Source organism: Vibrio sp. V10_P2A27P122, assembly GCF_963874335.1.
Taxonomy (GTDB): Bacteria; Pseudomonadota; Gammaproteobacteria; order Enterobacterales; family Vibrionaceae; genus Vibrio; species Vibrio anguillarum.
Window position 1 is genome coordinate 1 of sequence record NZ_CAWNHY010000292.1, and the last position, 15,446, is coordinate 15,446.

Annotated in this window: 13 protein-coding genes; 4 read left to right on the forward strand and 9 right to left on the reverse strand. The window is 46.1% G+C overall.

Annotated elements, in window-relative coordinates; translation table 11 throughout:
* The 6 genes from AACQ17_RS15955 to AACQ17_RS15980 form a co-directional block, all read right to left on the reverse strand.
* The coding region (locus AACQ17_RS15955; protein WP_170935188.1) for a transposase domain-containing protein at nucleotides 1–288 on the reverse strand (288 nt) is incomplete at its 3' end.
* A 117-nt stretch (nucleotides 289–405) separates the two neighbouring features.
* Nucleotides 406–1,158 (reverse strand): 3-deoxy-manno-octulosonate cytidylyltransferase, encoded by a 753-nt coding sequence (gene kdsB, locus AACQ17_RS15960; protein WP_017045182.1) that lies wholly within the window; start codon nucleotides 1,156–1,158, stop codon nucleotides 406–408.
* Nucleotides 1,158–1,337: a Trm112 family protein gene (locus tag AACQ17_RS15965; RefSeq protein WP_013856535.1), complete on the reverse strand. Its 180-nt coding sequence runs from the start codon at nucleotides 1,335–1,337 to the stop codon at nucleotides 1,158–1,160. Before AACQ17_RS15965 ends, kdsB begins: the two co-directional genes overlap by 1 nt.
* Nucleotides 1,318–2,325, reverse strand: coding sequence for a tetraacyldisaccharide 4'-kinase (gene lpxK / locus AACQ17_RS15970; RefSeq protein ID WP_017048074.1), 1,008 nt, complete (start codon nucleotides 2,323–2,325; stop codon nucleotides 1,318–1,320). Before lpxK ends, AACQ17_RS15965 begins: the two co-directional genes overlap by 20 nt.
* A gap of 3 nt (nucleotides 2,326–2,328) precedes the next feature.
* Nucleotides 2,329–4,077 (reverse strand): lipid A ABC transporter ATP-binding protein/permease MsbA, encoded by a 1,749-nt coding sequence (msbA, locus tag AACQ17_RS15975; RefSeq protein ID WP_094147406.1) that lies wholly within the window; start codon nucleotides 4,075–4,077, stop codon nucleotides 2,329–2,331.
* Between the two features lie 32 nt (nucleotides 4,078–4,109).
* A complete protein-coding gene (locus AACQ17_RS15980) occupies nucleotides 4,110–6,353 on the reverse strand; it encodes a DNA internalization-related competence protein ComEC/Rec2 (protein ID WP_094147407.1) in 2,244 nt (747 codons plus the stop codon).
* 6 nt (nucleotides 6,354–6,359) lie between these two features.
* Between AACQ17_RS15980 and AACQ17_RS15985 the strand changes: the two genes are divergently transcribed.
* Nucleotides 6,360–6,869 (forward strand): DUF2062 domain-containing protein, encoded by a 510-nt coding sequence (locus AACQ17_RS15985; protein ID WP_017042300.1) that lies wholly within the window; start codon nucleotides 6,360–6,362, stop codon nucleotides 6,867–6,869.
* Nucleotides 6,870–7,007: 138 nt separating this feature from the next.
* On the opposite strand, the gene lolE is transcribed toward AACQ17_RS15985, so the two are convergent.
* Genes lolE through lolC form a run of 3 tightly spaced genes read right to left on the reverse strand, consistent with a single transcriptional unit; the run spans nucleotide 7,008 to nucleotide 10,140 of the window.
* Nucleotides 7,008–8,252 carry a lipoprotein-releasing ABC transporter permease subunit LolE gene (gene lolE / locus AACQ17_RS15990; protein WP_013856531.1) on the reverse strand — a complete coding sequence of 415 codons (1,245 nt, stop codon included), beginning with the start codon at nucleotides 8,250–8,252 and terminating at the stop codon, nucleotides 7,008–7,010.
* Complete coding sequence (gene lolD, locus AACQ17_RS15995) at nucleotides 8,253–8,939, reverse strand: lipoprotein-releasing ABC transporter ATP-binding protein LolD (RefSeq protein WP_047687976.1); 687 nt, start codon at nucleotides 8,937–8,939, stop codon at nucleotides 8,253–8,255. It abuts the gene before it with no gap.
* Nucleotides 8,932–10,140, reverse strand: coding sequence for a lipoprotein-releasing ABC transporter permease subunit LolC (gene lolC, locus AACQ17_RS16000; protein WP_088732651.1), 1,209 nt, complete (start codon nucleotides 10,138–10,140; stop codon nucleotides 8,932–8,934). The genes lolD and lolC overlap by 8 nt, the downstream gene beginning before the upstream one ends.
* A gap of 165 nt (nucleotides 10,141–10,305) precedes the next feature.
* On the opposite strand from lolC, the gene AACQ17_RS16005 reads away from it, so the two are divergent.
* The 3 genes from AACQ17_RS16005 to AACQ17_RS16015 are packed head-to-tail and all read left to right on the forward strand — an operon-like array spanning nucleotide 10,306 to nucleotide 15,144.
* Nucleotides 10,306–10,875, forward strand: coding sequence for a hypothetical protein (locus tag AACQ17_RS16005; protein ID WP_017048079.1), 570 nt, complete (start codon nucleotides 10,306–10,308; stop codon nucleotides 10,873–10,875).
* A gap of 8 nt (nucleotides 10,876–10,883) precedes the next feature.
* Nucleotides 10,884–14,345: a transcription-repair coupling factor gene (gene mfd / locus AACQ17_RS16010; protein WP_094147408.1), complete on the forward strand. Its 3,462-nt coding sequence runs from the start codon at nucleotides 10,884–10,886 to the stop codon at nucleotides 14,343–14,345.
* A 28-nt stretch (nucleotides 14,346–14,373) separates the two neighbouring features.
* Nucleotides 14,374–15,144: a peptidoglycan binding protein CsiV gene (locus AACQ17_RS16015; RefSeq protein ID WP_094147409.1), complete on the forward strand. Its 771-nt coding sequence runs from the start codon at nucleotides 14,374–14,376 to the stop codon at nucleotides 15,142–15,144.
* Nucleotides 15,145–15,446: the final 302 nt, after the last annotated feature.

Sequence of the window (15,446 nt, forward strand, 5' to 3'; positions counted from 1 at the left end):
ATTTTTTCTTCGCTGTGTTAATGCACTTGGAGCAACAAATGGCTTACCTGTGCGGTCAACAATATCGAGCATATTGACAATGTCAGCCATGGATTTATCGTTATAGATAGCCATGCCAACCAGTAACCATGCCATCGACTCTAAAGTGAGCTTTCGTTTTCTTAGAGTAACGGTATCAGTAAGCTCATAAGCACTATTGATGAGCTCAATGGGCAAGAGGTCTGCGAGTGTTTCAACTTGATTGGGTTTATAACTATTGATGATATCGAGGGCTTGAGAAACGTGCATAAAAAAATCCGATAAACAAGGTCTATCGGATTTTTACATAAAGGTAGGATCATTCAACTGATCTGCCGATTAAAGTCTTAACTGATCGGCATTAGAGCATAATTGCTCCTTTTTTAGCTAACGTTGGCTTACTATCGCTCTCACTAACTCTAAATCTTCTGGTGTATCTACCCCTGCAGGTGGTGCTTCTTTAGCAACGGCAACGTGAATTTTTTCACCATACCACAGTACTCGAAGCTGCTCTAAACACTCAATTTTCTCAAGTACACTGGGTTGCCAGTTGATATAAGTATTGATGAAACCAGCCCGATAAGCGTAAATACCAATATGGCGTAGCAATGGCTGAATCACCGTTTGACCACCAGCTGCAAAATTGTCTCTATCCCAAGGAATTGTCGCACGGCTGAAATACAGCGCGTAACCCTCTTGATCTGTTACCACTTTAACCGCGTTAGGGTTAAACACTTCAGCTTGATCAGTAATTTCAACCGCTAAAGTCGCCATCGGCGCGCTACTGTTGGCTAAATTGTTAGCGACCTGCTTGATGATGCTCGGTGGAATGAGTGGCTCATCACCTTGTACGTTAACAATAATGTGGTGATCGGCAATGCCCATTAATTTCACCACTTCGGCTAAACGCTCAGTACCGGACTCGTGATGTGATGATGTCATACAAACATTGCCACCAAACGCATGGACAGCCGCTTCAACACGAGCATCATCAGTAGCAATAACGACCTGCTCAGCTCCCGATTGTAACGCTTGCTCATAAACCCACTGAATCATGGGTTTACCGCCGATATCAGCCAAAGGTTTGCCAGGTAAGCGAGTTGACTGATAACGAGCAGGGATAACAACGGTGAAAGCCATTATCGCCCCTCATCCATCGTCATGCTGCGCGCTTCTGGCTCAAGCAACACAGGAATCCCTTCTTTTATTGGGTAGGCCAAACGATCTAACTTACAAATAAGCTCTTGATTTTCTTTATCATAAGTCAACTTACTTTTACATACAGGGCAAGCTACAATTTCAAGCAGACGGTGATCCATATGACTCCATTACCTCTTTTATTTTGTCCAAAATACGCCTTTCATCTGGCGAACTAAATTGCGCAGAAACGGGAAGATACCACCAGTTTTCTTGTGCAAAGGCCGCACATTTCACTGCGTCTTTTTCTGTCATGATGACGTTTGCTCCATGTTGCGCAAGCGCCTCTAATTCTGAATATTGATACTCTCGGTGATCCGCAAAACCTTGGGTCAATACCGTCTTTGCACCTAAAGCTTCTAATGTATTGAAAAAGCGCGTGGGATAACCAATGCCAGCAAAAGCCACTAATGCAGCTAACTGGCTCACTGGCGCTTGCTGACCTGTCACTAAGTTAACGGCTAAGCTAGGTGAAAGGTGCATAGCCAATTCGCCATATTGAGCTTGACCGCCATTAGTCACAATAAAATCAACTTCCGCTAACCGAGAGAGTGGCTCTCTTAACGGACCTAAAGGCATGAACTGCTCATTACCGAAGCGACGAACACCGTCCACGACTGCAAATTCGAGATCACGCTCCAATGCATAGTGCTGAAGGCCATCGTCAGTGATGATCACATCAACACCCAACGGAAGCAGGGCTTGCACTGCTTGTGAGCGCTTTGGTGCAACAGCAACCGGAGCACCCGTGCGCTGGTGAATCAATTTAGGTTCGTCACCGCAGTGAGTGGTTGGCGTGTCACTTTGCAGCACTAATGGATAAATCGGAGCTTTACCACCATACCCACGCGAAACAACTCCTGGTTTGAAACCTTGTTCTTGTAAAGCTTCCACTAACCATACAACCAACGGTGTTTTACCATTACCACCCGCCGTAATATTACCCACCACCACCACAGGAACGGGAGCCTTATAGCGCTCTTTTTTGTTCGCTTGGAATGCTCGCTTACGTGCTTGACTGACCAACAGAAACAAGACACTCAGTGGCCACAACAGTGGCCACAACAAAAAACACGCTGGGTGATGTCCGAACCAGATTTTTTCAATCACTGATTAGTCACCAAATTGAATTCGATGTAGTTGGGCATACGCCCCATCTTGTGCAATTAACTGAGCATGATGACCACGTTCGATAATTTCACCCTCATCGACCACTAGAATTTCATCGGCTTCTTCAATCGTCGACAAGCGGTGCGCAATGACCAATACCGTTTTATTCTTTTGTAGCTCTTCAAGTGCTGATTGAATCGCTCTCTCAGATTCTGTATCCAACGCAGAAGTCGCCTCATCTAGGATAAGTACGGGTGCATCACGTAATAACGCTCGTGCAATCGCTACTCGTTGACGTTGACCACCCGATAAACTGGCTCCATTCTCACCAATCATGGTATCCAAGCCATCAGGCATGCTATTGATAAACTCCATGGCATGAGCAAGCCTAGCCGCGTGCTCAATTTGCTCACGCGTATACTCATTTTCTGCCGCGTAAGCAATATTATTGGCAATGGTATCGTTGAAGAGATGAACATTTTGCGAAACCAGCGCAAAGTGGGTACGCAAGTTCTTCAGTTTATAATCGCGAATATCATGATCATCTAGATAGATAGCACCTGAATCGACATCATAAAAACGAGTCAAGAGGCTCGCGATAGTACTTTTCCCTGAGCCAGAACGCCCAACAAGCGCGACCGTTTTACCTTGAGGGATCTCAAAGCTCACATGAGACAGCGCTGGTTTTTCTTTACCTTGATAAGTAAAGGTCACATCCTGAACTCTAACGTCACCACGTACTTTTTCGGCTTCAAACTGACCAGTGTCGCGCTCGGTTTCTAAATCAATCAGCTCAAATAATGTTTGGCTGGCCGCCATACCACGTTGGAAATCGGAGGTAACACTCGTTAACGCTTTCAGTGGCCGCATCAAGCCAAACATTGCCGAGAACACCACCGTAAAAGTACCTGGTGTTAATTCGGCACGGATAGAATCAACGCTGGCTAAAAACAGCACAGTGACAAGTGCTAAAGAAGCAATCATTTGAATAATAGGGTCAGCAGTGGACTGCGCCGCAACCAGCTTCATTGTTTGTTGACGCATTTGATTGCTGACATGGTCAAAACGTTTACGCTCTACGTCTTGTCCACCATAGCTCAGTACGACTTTGTGCCCTTTTAGCATCTGCTCTGCTGAAGAGGTCACATCACCCATGGTGGTCTGCATCCCTTTTGAGATCTTGCGAAAACGTTTAGAGACAATACCAATCCCCATCGCAACCACTGGCGCAACCACGATTAATACCAAAGATAACTGCCAGCTATTCCAAAACATCAAGGTCAATAGGCCGATGATACTCGCACCTTCGCGAACAATGCTGACCAATGCACGACTGGTCGCCCCAGCCACTTGCTCTGAATCATAGGTGATACGTGATAACAGACCACCTGTTGATTCTCTATCAAAAAAACTGACAGGCATGTGCATGAATTGATTGAAGATTTTTCGACGCATCAACATCACAACATTGCCAGAAACCCAGCTCAAGCAGTACGAGGAGACAAAGCCACTTAAACCACGTAGCGCCATCATCCCCAAAATAATAAAAGGCAGCACTCGCAAAAAATCGGATTCCGCATTACCAAATCCTTCATCTAGAAGAGGCTTAAGTAACGACACCATATAGGTGTCAGAGACCGCATTGATAATCAATGCGACAATCGCAACTGCTAGGCCAGATTTATATAGGCGGATATAGGTCCACAGGCGTTTGAAGGTTTGCCAAGTGGTTTCGTCAGTATTGAGTGACATAGAAATGCTTTGTTTTTAAGAAAATATTGCGCTCATTCTACCTCGTTACGGAGCATCTGCCTATACCAAGCCTGAGAGCGAGAGATACGCAAGCTGCTAACTTGATAATTCTGCATGCCAAAAATAACGCTAATTTGCCCTGCTTCACCCGTATCCAACCAGTTTGCTCCATGTTGCTGGTAGCGTTGAACAACCTGTGCGGAAGGTAATTGCCAGCGTCCGCCTTTGGCGAGCGAGGCAATAGCGACCTCAGGATTCACCTTACGAATCAAAGCAACAGTAGAAGATGTCCTACTACCGTGGTGTGGTACAAGCAGGATATGACTTTGTAAGGATTGCTCTGTTCGCGCAAGTAACCACTCACTCATAGCATCCACATCCCCGGGTAAAAGCACTGAAAAACCGGTATTTTGGTCAAAGATTCGAATCACACAAGAGTGAGTATTGTAAGCCCGCGCTACAGTTTTTGGTGGCCAGATAACATCAAAAGAGAGTTGTTGCCACTGCCATTGTTCGCCAGCAATACAAGGTTGGTAACCCGCTATCGTTTGACTAGCACGTTTCCATTTGGGCTGCCAAACACGCTCAACTTCCGCTCTTCCACCTGCATGGTCGTTATCCAAGTGACTCAAAATCAACCCGTCTAATTGCGTAGCTCCCCGTTTGTTTAACACGGGGGCAACTGTTGCTTGGATGTGATCACCACCTTGCCAACTTGCACCAGTATCATAAAGCACGTAGCGTCCTTCTTTTTCGATCAACACCGCTAACCCATGCCCAACATCTAACACATCAATCCGCCAACCTGTTTTTATCGGAATGGTGAGCCAAGAAACCATCACAATAAGGCTGTAAACCGCAAGTGCAAAACGCGAGATCAACGGTGAAAACACAAACAGCAACAGAGCACTGCTCAACAGAGCCAAAACAGCCCCAGAAATAGGAAACCAACTGAGGCTTGAATAATGTATTGACCAATCAACTGGAATGAGTAATTTGGCCACCCAATGCCACACCATAGGTGCGCCATCAAAAGTCAAAACCGTACACACTAAAGCCACAAAGATCGCCGGAACCACCACAAAACTGAACCAAGGAATAAACACTAAGTTATAGAGCGCCGCACTGGTACTGACTCCACCGAAAAAATAAGCAGTTACCGGAAGCATACACAGCACTAACCCACTCTGCATCGTCAATAAACGCCATAAAAAAAATCGCTGAGTTTGAGGTAGAGAAAGTTGGTAGAACACCACTGAGACAGCAATAAAGGACATCCAAAAGCTACTGGATAACGCAGCAAAAGGATCGATAAGCAGCACCGCCGATAACGTCATAAGCAGTCGCTGCAACGTATTGATACGGACATTGAGGACAATCATCGCCACATTGAGCAAACACATGATGAGCGCGCGTTGAGTGGGCAAGGTAAAGCCAGCCAACCAAGCATAGCCTAGTGCGCACAAGCTTCCTACGACGAATGGCGACCACCCCATGCGATGATGCAAACGCATCAATACGAGCCCAAGGCTATAACCAAAACCAAACGCGATGCCAATGTGCAGACCAGAAATGGCGACCAAATGAATCAGCCCACTGTCTCGTAATGCTTGCCACTGTGCCGTTGAAATATCACTGCGCTCACCAAACGTAAGCGCCATTAAAATACCAAGATTGGGATCATCAGCGAGCCAGGTTTTGATCTTCTGGTACCATTGTGCTCGCCATTCTGGTAATGATTCAATGCGATAAGACTGTCCATTATTAACCGTTGCACGAGCCACAATACCTTGGCTCAAAGAGTACGCCTCTGCATCAAACCCGGTCTCATTTAACCGACCAAAGATAGGTTTTACTGTGATGGAGAATTCAGCCACGTCGCCATACTTCAACGGTAAAGGAGCTATTAATCGCACCTTGGGCCGCAAAAAAATGCCTAAGGTTTGACCATTGATTGATCGAATCGAAATTGTTCCTTCATAACCATGAGTAATTTGTCTAAAAAAGCTGTTAACCTGTCCGTTTATGGTAATATCCGAACCTGTCTGAAAAATAGTGTTGGACTGCTCACGTAATAAGCTCCCGCTGATCACAATGACCATTAAAGCCATTGTTACTCCTGAGAGAAAGCGCAGTTTTCTATAACCGACAGAGAGTATGAGAATGGCGAATAGAGGCATACTCCATTTCCAATCTGGCATCCAAGGCCAATAAGAAGCAGAAATGGCGGTTAGCGAAAACGAAGCTAGGGTCCAGTAATTAGATAAGAGAGTCATGTCACGATGCCAAGAAAGTTCATCAAACGTTTTATGCCTAACCATGAAGTGATTAAGCGTCAGAAGGCATTAAAAATTTTTGGCAATGTGCTGTACAACCCCAATTTATGGTGTTTGAACCGCCGCTCAGCAGCAGGTGCCTTCGCCGTAGGTTTGTTCATGGCTTTTGTTCCACTTCCGAGTCAAATGATCATGTCCGCTGGCCTTGCCATTATGTGCGGCGTCAATTTACCGCTCTCTGTAGCCTTGGTTTGGATTAGCAACCCCATCACCATGCCAGTGCTGTTCTACTTCGCCTACAAGCTTGGCGCATGGGTAATGCAAACACCACCACAACCATTTCACTTTGAACTCTCTTGGCATTTTATCATGCAACAAATGAGTACCATTGGTCCGCCATTCCTTTTGGGTTGCATGATGTGTGGAGTGATCTCCGCCATAATCGGCTACTTCGGCATTCACGGTTTATGGCGCTATTCTGTCGTAAGAAGCTGGCAAAAGCGCCAAACGAGATAAAAGCTTCAAGAGATTGAGACTGGCTATACAACTGAGCATGTAAAACGATGTCGCATGATGTTGAAAAAGGACCAAATGGTCCTTTTTGTTTGCTAAAAATAGCTCAATGCTGATGAACGAAAAGAATCCGAGTTGAGATTATTTAGCGCTAAGCACAGACGCCGGATTCAGTTGACTGGCCCTAGAGGCCGGATACCAAGTAGCTAATAGGCTCAACACAATCGCCGTCGAAGAGACAAGCACCACATCCGATAGGTTCACTTGTGATGGCAAAAAGTCGACAAAATAGATATCACCAGACAAAAACTGATGGCCGACTAACCGTTCTAATCCTTTGATTAACGCTGTTAAATTCCACGCAATCAACACACCTAACACGCCACCTATCACACTGCCTAATACACCAGAGAAAACACCCTGCCAGACAAAAATTCGTTTCACTAATCCATCGGTCGCGCCCATAGTGCGCAAAATGGCGATTTCAGCCGCACGATCTTTTACCGCCATCATAAGTGTTGAAACGATGTTGAAGCTCGCCACACCAATCACCAGCACCATCACCAAATACATAATGGTTCTGACCAGCTGAATATCACGGTACAAAAAGCCAAATTTTTGCTGCCAACTGCGTAGATAGACGTATTGATCAAGCGTATTGCCGACCTCTCTTACAATTTGAGTTGCATTTAATACCTCTGAGACCTTGATAGCAACGCCCGTCACTCGCTCTCCTAATTTGGCGTAAGCTTGTGCATCTGCCAATGGCACTAATGCAAGGCTGTGGTCAATTTGGCCATTGAGTTCCAAAAGCCCTGAGACCTTGACGCGCACGCGCTTTGGCGCTTGAACTTTAGCGCTCTCATTCGCAGAGGGGATCATCAAAGTGACATAGTCACCGACTGCCGCGCCCAATTTATCCGCCACTCCTTTGCCTAAAATGACCTGTTGCTGACCTGCGACAAAACCTTGCCATGCATCGGAAGAGACAAATTGAGATAAACGCGACACGGCGCGCTCCATTTGCGGATCAATTCCACGCACCTCAATCGCTTTCAGTTGCGCGCCTTTCTCCGCTAATGCCGTCAATTTTACATAAGGAGCGGCCGCTTCCACTTTTGGATGCTGCACGGCTTGCTTGACTAATGACGACCAGTTCGCGATGGGTTGTTGAACCCCTTCAAACTCTCCGTGTGCAATGACAGATAACACGCGGTTCTGCAGCTCTCTCTCAAAACCATTCATCGCCGACAAACCCACGATGATCACCGCAACGCCCACAGCGATACCGATAATGGAAGAGAGCGAGATAAACGACACCATTTTATTACGCTGCTTTGCCAGGCTAAAACGCCGACCAATCACTAAAGAGAGCGAGGTGAACATCTACGATGCCTCCACATTAATCAGCAAACCATCTTGCATGTGCATCTGTCTGTCCATTTTTGCAGCAAGTTCGCTATCATGCGTTACCACTAAAAATGCCGTGCCAAACTCTTGATTCATTTGACGCATCAAATCATAAATCGCCAGCGCCGTTTTGTGATCAAGGTTGCCCGTAGGCTCATCGGCTAACACCAAATCGGGTTGATTGACCAGCGCTCGCGCAATCGCTACCCGCTGCCGCTCTCCACCAGAGAGCTCAGAGGGTCGATGAGATAAACGATGTCCCAACCCCACTTTTTCTAACAGTGCTTGCGCGGCCTGTTTAGCACGCGATGCTTTTTGGCCACCAATAAGCAACGGCATGGCAACATTCTCAAGAGCGGTGAAATCGGCTAATAAATGGTGGAACTGGTACACAAAACCCAAATGTTGATTGCGAATGTTCGCTTGTTTATTGGAGCTTAAGCTCGATAAATCCTGACCTAAAAATGACACTGAACCTTCGGTTGCCTCATCCAGTGCACCCAGAATGTGCAATAACGTACTTTTCCCAGATCCAGAAGTCCCAATAATTGAGACTAACTCTCCCGCTTGAATGCCAAAACTGACGCCTTTTAGCACTTGAGTCCGTAGCTCCCCTTCTTGGTAGGTTTTGCATACGTTATGGCATTGTAAAAGGTTATTCATATCTTAAAGCCTCGGCAGGTTTTACGGATGACGCACGGTAGGAAGGAAACAGTGTCGCGAATAAGCTGAGCGTGATGGCTGCTATCACGACCAACATAATTTGCATGGGGTTAATCACTACAGGCAGCGTTCCCCCCACAGAGAACAGCGCTACACCCATGCTTTCTAATAATCCATTGAGGTTATTGGCAAGCAATACGCCTAACACACCACCGACAAGCGCACCAATCACTCCACTACTCGCGCCTTGAACCATAAAAATGGCCAGTACTTGTTGATCTGTCATGCCTTGCGTTTTCAAAATCGCGACCTCAGCTTGTTTTTCCATCACCACCATGATCAACGCAGAAATGATATTGAAAGCCGCCACGCCCACAATCAACCCAAGCATCAAACCCATCATATTTTTTTCCATGCGAACAGCTTGGAACAACTCGCCACGCTGATCTCGCCAGTCACTCCATTGCCACCCCCCAGGCAAAGGTGCGCTAGCTAGGTCTGCGACCACAAAAGGATCGTCAAAAAAGAGCCGCCATCCCGACACAGTATTTGATGGTAAACGGAGCAATCGCGCTGCATCTTTGATGTGCGTCAGCATCAGCTGTCCATCCACATCAGACCCCGTATTGAAGATGCCTGCGACTGTAAAATTACGCTGCGCAGGAATACGACCTAAGGGGGTAAATTGGCTAGCTGAAGTGACCATCAAACGCACTTTATCGCCAATTGTCACGTTGAGCGCCCGCGCCAGTGAATGGCCAAGGAAGAGTTGATATTCGCCCGGCTTGAGCGCACTCACTTGACCCGCAATCAAGTGCGCCGCAATCGGATCATTTTGATTAGGTTCAATTCCCACCAACAAGCCTGCGGCCAGTTGCGATGAGCTTTGAACAACCGCTTCACTGCGTACAATCGGTTCAGCCGCTCTGGCGCTAGAGAGCTGGCTAATGAATTGAGGCACATCTTGCGTGAGCAAAGTGCGATCGCCATTTTGCGAAACTACAGCCTGAGGCAACACACCTAAAATTCTATTTTTGAGCTGGGATTCAAAACCATTCATGACCGAAAGCACCGTCACCAGTGACATCACGCCAATGGTTATCCCCGCCGTAGACATATAAGAGACAAATCGACTGAATCTATCACCGGATCGCCCACGTAAATAACGCAAGCCGATGAACGCCGAAATAGGATGAAACATAAGAAAAACCGCCTAAAAGTGATGCTCAGTACTGTAACGAGAAACGGTGGAAGGTTGTAGCTTTAATTTGCCAAAAATCGGTTAAATAGACTCGATAACAAGGACATACCTTGATTAGTTCGCCGGTATGACGATAATCAACAAAGCGATGAGAAGGATGCCTTTATGACCGAGCAAGAATTTTTTACGGTTCACTATGGACTGACAACCAATATTGAACTTTTAGACAGCACATTTATGCTACCTTCCCAATCAATATTTGAAGCGGAGATTCCTGCCCCATTTATTGTGGCCAGTGAGTTTAGCCAGTTGGATGCACTCACCGAAAGTGCACGACTAGAACTGAAAAATAGTGATTTCAAGCACGTCGTTCAGTTACTTGATACTCAAAATTCGAAACTGAATTTGTTGCTGACCTTTATGTTATCACAGCAAGATGAGCCACATTCACGCTTCATCACCAGCACATTTGGGGCCAGTCGCTTCTCACTTCGTTATCCAAACGCACTAGAAATTGGTACCCAAGCCCGCTGTAAACTGTTTTTGGACCACCCTGCAGCCGCTATTTATTGCTATAGTTCGGTGATTGATTGCCAAGCGGACGAGCAACACTATCTCATCACGATGAAATACGATTTACTGCGAGATACTGACCAAGATCTCTTGATTAAAGCCGCACTGTACCAGCAGCAAAAATTGCTGCGTCAACGCTCTTTAGACCGAAATAAACCATAAGCGTTCTCATGACTACACACTCTTTACTGACTCTGATTAAACCTGCTGGCGCGGGCGACAAAAAACACATTGGTAACCTACGTGGTGCAAGCCTTGCGTTGGCAATTGCAGAGCTGGCCAACCAGCATAATAGCCACACTTTACTGGCTGTACCTGATCCTCAAACCGCCTTAAAGCTGCAGCACGAAATTGAGCAGTTTAGTGACGCCGAAGTGGCGCTGTTTCCTGATTGGGAAACTTTGCCTTATGATAGTTTTTCGCCTCATCAAGAGATCATTTCTGATCGCATCGCGCGCCTGTATCAATTACCGAGCTTGAAAACAGGCATTACCATTGTGCCAGTGAGCACCATATTGCAGCGTCAGACGCCGCGAGAATTTCTGCTACAGCATACCCTGATGGTTAAAACTGGCGATCAGTTTTCCTTAGATAAACTGCGTCTTCAGCTGGAAAAATCGGGCTATCGTCATGTTGATCAAGTGTTTGGCCCTGGCGAGTACGCCAGCCGAGGTTCGATTCTTGATTTATTTCCAATGGGCAGCAGCGATCCTTATCGCATTGATTTTTTTGATGATGAAATCGACACCATACGCACCTTCGATCCTGAGAATCAACGCTCAATTGAAGAGATCAGTGAGATACGCTTGCTACCTGCTCATGAATTTCCCACCACAGAAAGTGCAATTGAAGATTTTCGCACCCGCTGGCGTCAACGATTTGAAGCGCGTCGTGAACCAGAATCTGTCTATATGCAAGTCTCAAAGGGGATTTGGCCAGCCGGTATTGAATACTGGCAACCACTATTTTTTGAACACACCGAAACTTTGTTCGATTATATCGCGCCAGAAAGCCAACTAATTGTCGTAGGAAATATCGAAACAGCGATTGACCAGTTTTTAACCGACGTCGAATATCGTTACCAGCAGCGTAAAGTTGACCCTCTTCGCCCGTTGCTGCCACCTCATGAATTGTGGCTTAAAAAAGATGAGCTTTTCAGTCTTTTCAAAAACGTGGCTCAGATCCAACTCAGTGTGGAACCAATTTCAGAAAAGCAAGGGCGGATCAATTTAGCGGTCAGTGCATTACCCGACTTGGCGGTCATGCATCAAAATAAAGAGCCTTTAGCCGCCATCCGGCAATTTAGTGAAAGTTTCACTGGGAAAATCATTTTTTCCGTCGAATCAGAAGGCCGTCGCGAAGCATTACTAGAGCTATTGCAACGCGTAAAACTGCGCCCTATCGAAAAAGAAACCTTCCAGCAAGCGTGCCAAGCAAAAGAAAAACAATGTCTCGTATTAGGGGCATCTGAGCACGGCTTTATTGATAACAATGCCAACTTAGCGTTCATCTGCGAAAGTGATTTACTCGGTGACCGTGTCATTCTTCGCCGTAAGAAAGATCGTAAAGTCACCAATAGTGACGCTGTCATTCGTAACTTAGCTGAACTCAAACCAGGGCAACCCGTTGTTCATATTGATCATGGTATCGGCCGTTATCTCGGGTTACAGACTCTTGAAGCGGGTGGCATGATGACCGAATACGTCACCCTTGAGTATCAAAACGAAGCCAAACTTTATGTCCCTGTCGCTTCATTGAATCTCATTAGTCGTTACTCTGGCGGCGCGGAAGAAAGCGCACCATTGCATAAGCTCGGGGGTGAAGCATGGACCAAGGCACGACGAAAAGCGGCCGAAAAAGTCCGCGATGTCGCTGCAGAGCTGCTGGATGTTTACGCCAAGCGAGAGCTCAAACCAGGCTATAAGTTCGCTCTGGATCGTGGCCAATACGCGACCTTTAAAGCAGGTTTCCCATTTGAAGAAACCGATGATCAAAATACAGCTATCAACGCCGTGCTATCGGACATGTGTCAGAAAAAAGCGATGGACCGATTAGTGTGTGGTGACGTTGGATTTGGCAAAACAGAAGTCGCCATGCGCGCCGCCTTTGTTTGCACCGACAACAATAAACAAGTGGCCGTATTAGTGCCGACAACCTTACTCGCACAGCAGCATTTTGAGAACTTTCGAGACCGATTCGCTAACCTGCCGATCCGTGTCGAAGTTTTATCACGCTTCAAATCAGCAAAAGAGCAAAAGCAGATTCTACAAGATGTCGCCGACGGCAAAGTCGACATTTTGGTTGGCACGCATAAACTGCTTTCCAGCGAGCTAAAATTTAGCGATCTTGGTCTTTTGATCGTTGATGAAGAACACCGTTTTGGCGTTCGCCAAAAAGAAAAAGTGAAAGCGATGCGTGCTGATGTGGATATTCTCACGCTAACGGCAACGCCGATTCCGCGCACGTTAAACATGGCGATGAGCGGAATGCGCGATCTATCGATTATCGCCACACCACCCGCACGACGATTAGCCATCAAAACCTTTGTACGCCAGCATGATGACAATACGATTCGAGAGGCCGTATTACGTGAAATCATGCGCGGTGGACAGGTTTATTTTCTACATAACCAAGTAGAAACTATCGACAAAGTGGCCGCCGATTTAGAAAAGCTGGTCCCTGAAGCTCGAATTACCGTCGCCCATGGACAAATGCGTGAACGTGAGCTGGAAAAAGTGATGAACGACTTTTATCACCAACGCTTCAACGTATTGGTCTGCACAACCATCATCGAGACAGGGATTGATGTCCCGACGGCGAACACCATCATTATGGACCGAGCAGATAACCTTGGCTTAGCGCAGCTACACCAACTTCGTGGCCGAGTAGGACGTTCTCACCATCAAGCTTATGCTTACTTACTCACTCCACATCCTAAAGCCATCACTAAAGATGCCGTGAAACGTTTAGAAGCGATTGCATCTCTTGAAGATCTTGGAGCCGGTTTTACTCTAGCAACGCACGATTTAGAAATCCGTGGAGCGGGTGAATTATTGGGCGATGAACAGAGCGGTCAGATCCAATCAATTGGTTTTACTCTCTATATGGAGATGCTAGAGCAAGCGGTTGAAGCATTAAAAAATGGCAGAGAACCTTCTCTTGACGATTTGCTTCGTGAACAAACCGAAGTGGAAATGCGTTTGCCAGCGCTATTACCCGATGATTACATTCCTGATGTAAATACTCGCCTCTCCATGTATAAACAGATAGCGAGTGTCGCTAGCCGAGATGAGCTCGCCGAGCTCAAAGTCGAGTTGATTGATCGCTTTGGTAAGTTACCTGATGCTGCAAATAACTTACTCGGCGTTGCTGAAGTCAAAATTGATGCTGCACGTATAAAAGTGAAGAAAATCGAAGCACATGAAAAAGGCGGCTACATTGAGTTCTATCCAGATGCTGACATTAACCCCGTCTTTTTGGTTAGACTTCTGCAATCACAACCGAAAAAATTTGCAATGGAAGGGCCAACTAAGTTTAAGTTTGCTGTACCATTAACCGATAGACGTGAACGAATTCAATTTGTGTCGAGTATGCTCAGCGAATTCCAACAAAACCTGATGCCTAGAGCATAAATTACGCACAAAAAATGATGGAGCCATAATGAAAAAACTGATCCCACTCCTACTTTTGCTTATTTCGATGCCAAGTCTGGCACAACGGCAATTTGACATAGAAGTGATCATTTTTAAGCGTGCAATTGATGCAGAGAAGGTCAGTGAGTCGTGGCCTAACTCATTGCCTGAAATCAATATTCAACGCGCGGGCAGTTTTAGTGACTTAAACTATCGCCAAGAAAAAGGCGTGAAAATGCTGCCTTTTTCCGACTACCAACTTAACGACCAAGCACAAAAACTGAAAAACCACGCCGGCTTTGAAGTGCTATTGCATACGGCTTGGCGTCAAGGCGATCAAGGCAGAGCTTCCGCACCGATTTTCCATATTCAAGCGGGTAAAGATTACTCCGCTAAATTCAATACTGACGGCAGTGAAAAAGTGGCCGTACTAGAAGAATCGCCAGTAAACGGTGTGCTAGAACAAAGCATCGCGAGTCCCCTTTACGAACTCGACGGTAAATTACAAATCTATGTGCAGCACTATCTTTATGCTGAAACCACGCTCGACCTTAAAGCCCCGAGTGTGCGAGAAATCGTGCTCCAAAGTAAACCATTGGAGTTAGATATTACACCTGAAGAGCAAAATGCCGAGGTTCAACTGGGGAACCTAGAAGCTATCTCCCCAACAGTGGAAAAGGAAGAGTTTTTAAAGAGCTATCGGATGGACCAAAAACGCCGTATGCGCAGCAACGAAACCCACTATCTAGACCATCCATTAATGGGAATGATCATTCAAGTTCGCCGCGTTGCAGAATAAAGCCTAACAAAGCGCCCTGCCTGGGCGTTTCTTCTTTTATTCATCTCTCATACAGTTTAGCTCACTGATTTCATATCCTTACCGGTTAGAGCTATTCTGTTGTTAACTATTCTTATCAAAACCAATAACACAACCCACCTACAGGCCGCTCCAATGGTTTGGGTACGTGATCTTCTAAAAGTTAAACTGGCAATGTATTTTATTAGTGAGTGTTTCATTTTTAAGACCTCTCATTTATGAGAGCCATGTTAGATTGAATCTCTCTTATTAAGTCTTGATAATCCCTCCATCTCGTGTTGTGC

What these genes read in the sequence shown, in the direction of transcription:
- lolE (WP_013856531.1), bottom strand. Translation starts at nt 8,252, where the DNA reads ATGTTCACCTCGCTCTCTTTAGTGATTGGTCGGCGTTTTAGCCTGGCA.
- AACQ17_RS15985 (WP_017042300.1), top strand. Translation starts at nt 6,360, where the DNA reads ATGCCAAGAAAGTTCATCAAACGTTTTATGCCTAACCATGAAGTGATT.
- lolC (WP_088732651.1), bottom strand. Translation starts at nt 10,140, where the DNA reads ATGTTTCATCCTATTTCGGCGTTCATCGGCTTGCGTTATTTACGTGGG.
- lolD (WP_047687976.1), bottom strand. Translation starts at nt 8,939, where the DNA reads ATGAATAACCTTTTACAATGCCATAACGTATGCAAAACCTACCAAGAA.
- AACQ17_RS15965 (WP_013856535.1), bottom strand. Translation starts at nt 1,337, where the DNA reads ATGGATCACCGTCTGCTTGAAATTGTAGCTTGCCCTGTATGTAAAAGT.
- msbA (WP_094147406.1), bottom strand. Translation starts at nt 4,077, where the DNA reads ATGTCACTCAATACTGACGAAACCACTTGGCAAACCTTCAAACGCCTG.
- AACQ17_RS16005 (WP_017048079.1), top strand. Translation starts at nt 10,306, where the DNA reads ATGACCGAGCAAGAATTTTTTACGGTTCACTATGGACTGACAACCAAT.
- mfd (WP_094147408.1), top strand. Translation starts at nt 10,884, where the DNA reads ATGACTACACACTCTTTACTGACTCTGATTAAACCTGCTGGCGCGGGC.
- AACQ17_RS15980 (WP_094147407.1), bottom strand. Translation starts at nt 6,353, where the DNA reads ATGACTCTCTTATCTAATTACTGGACCCTAGCTTCGTTTTCGCTAACC.
- kdsB (WP_017045182.1), bottom strand. Translation starts at nt 1,158, where the DNA reads ATGGCTTTCACCGTTGTTATCCCTGCTCGTTATCAGTCAACTCGCTTA.
- AACQ17_RS16015 (WP_094147409.1), top strand. Translation starts at nt 14,374, where the DNA reads ATGAAAAAACTGATCCCACTCCTACTTTTGCTTATTTCGATGCCAAGT.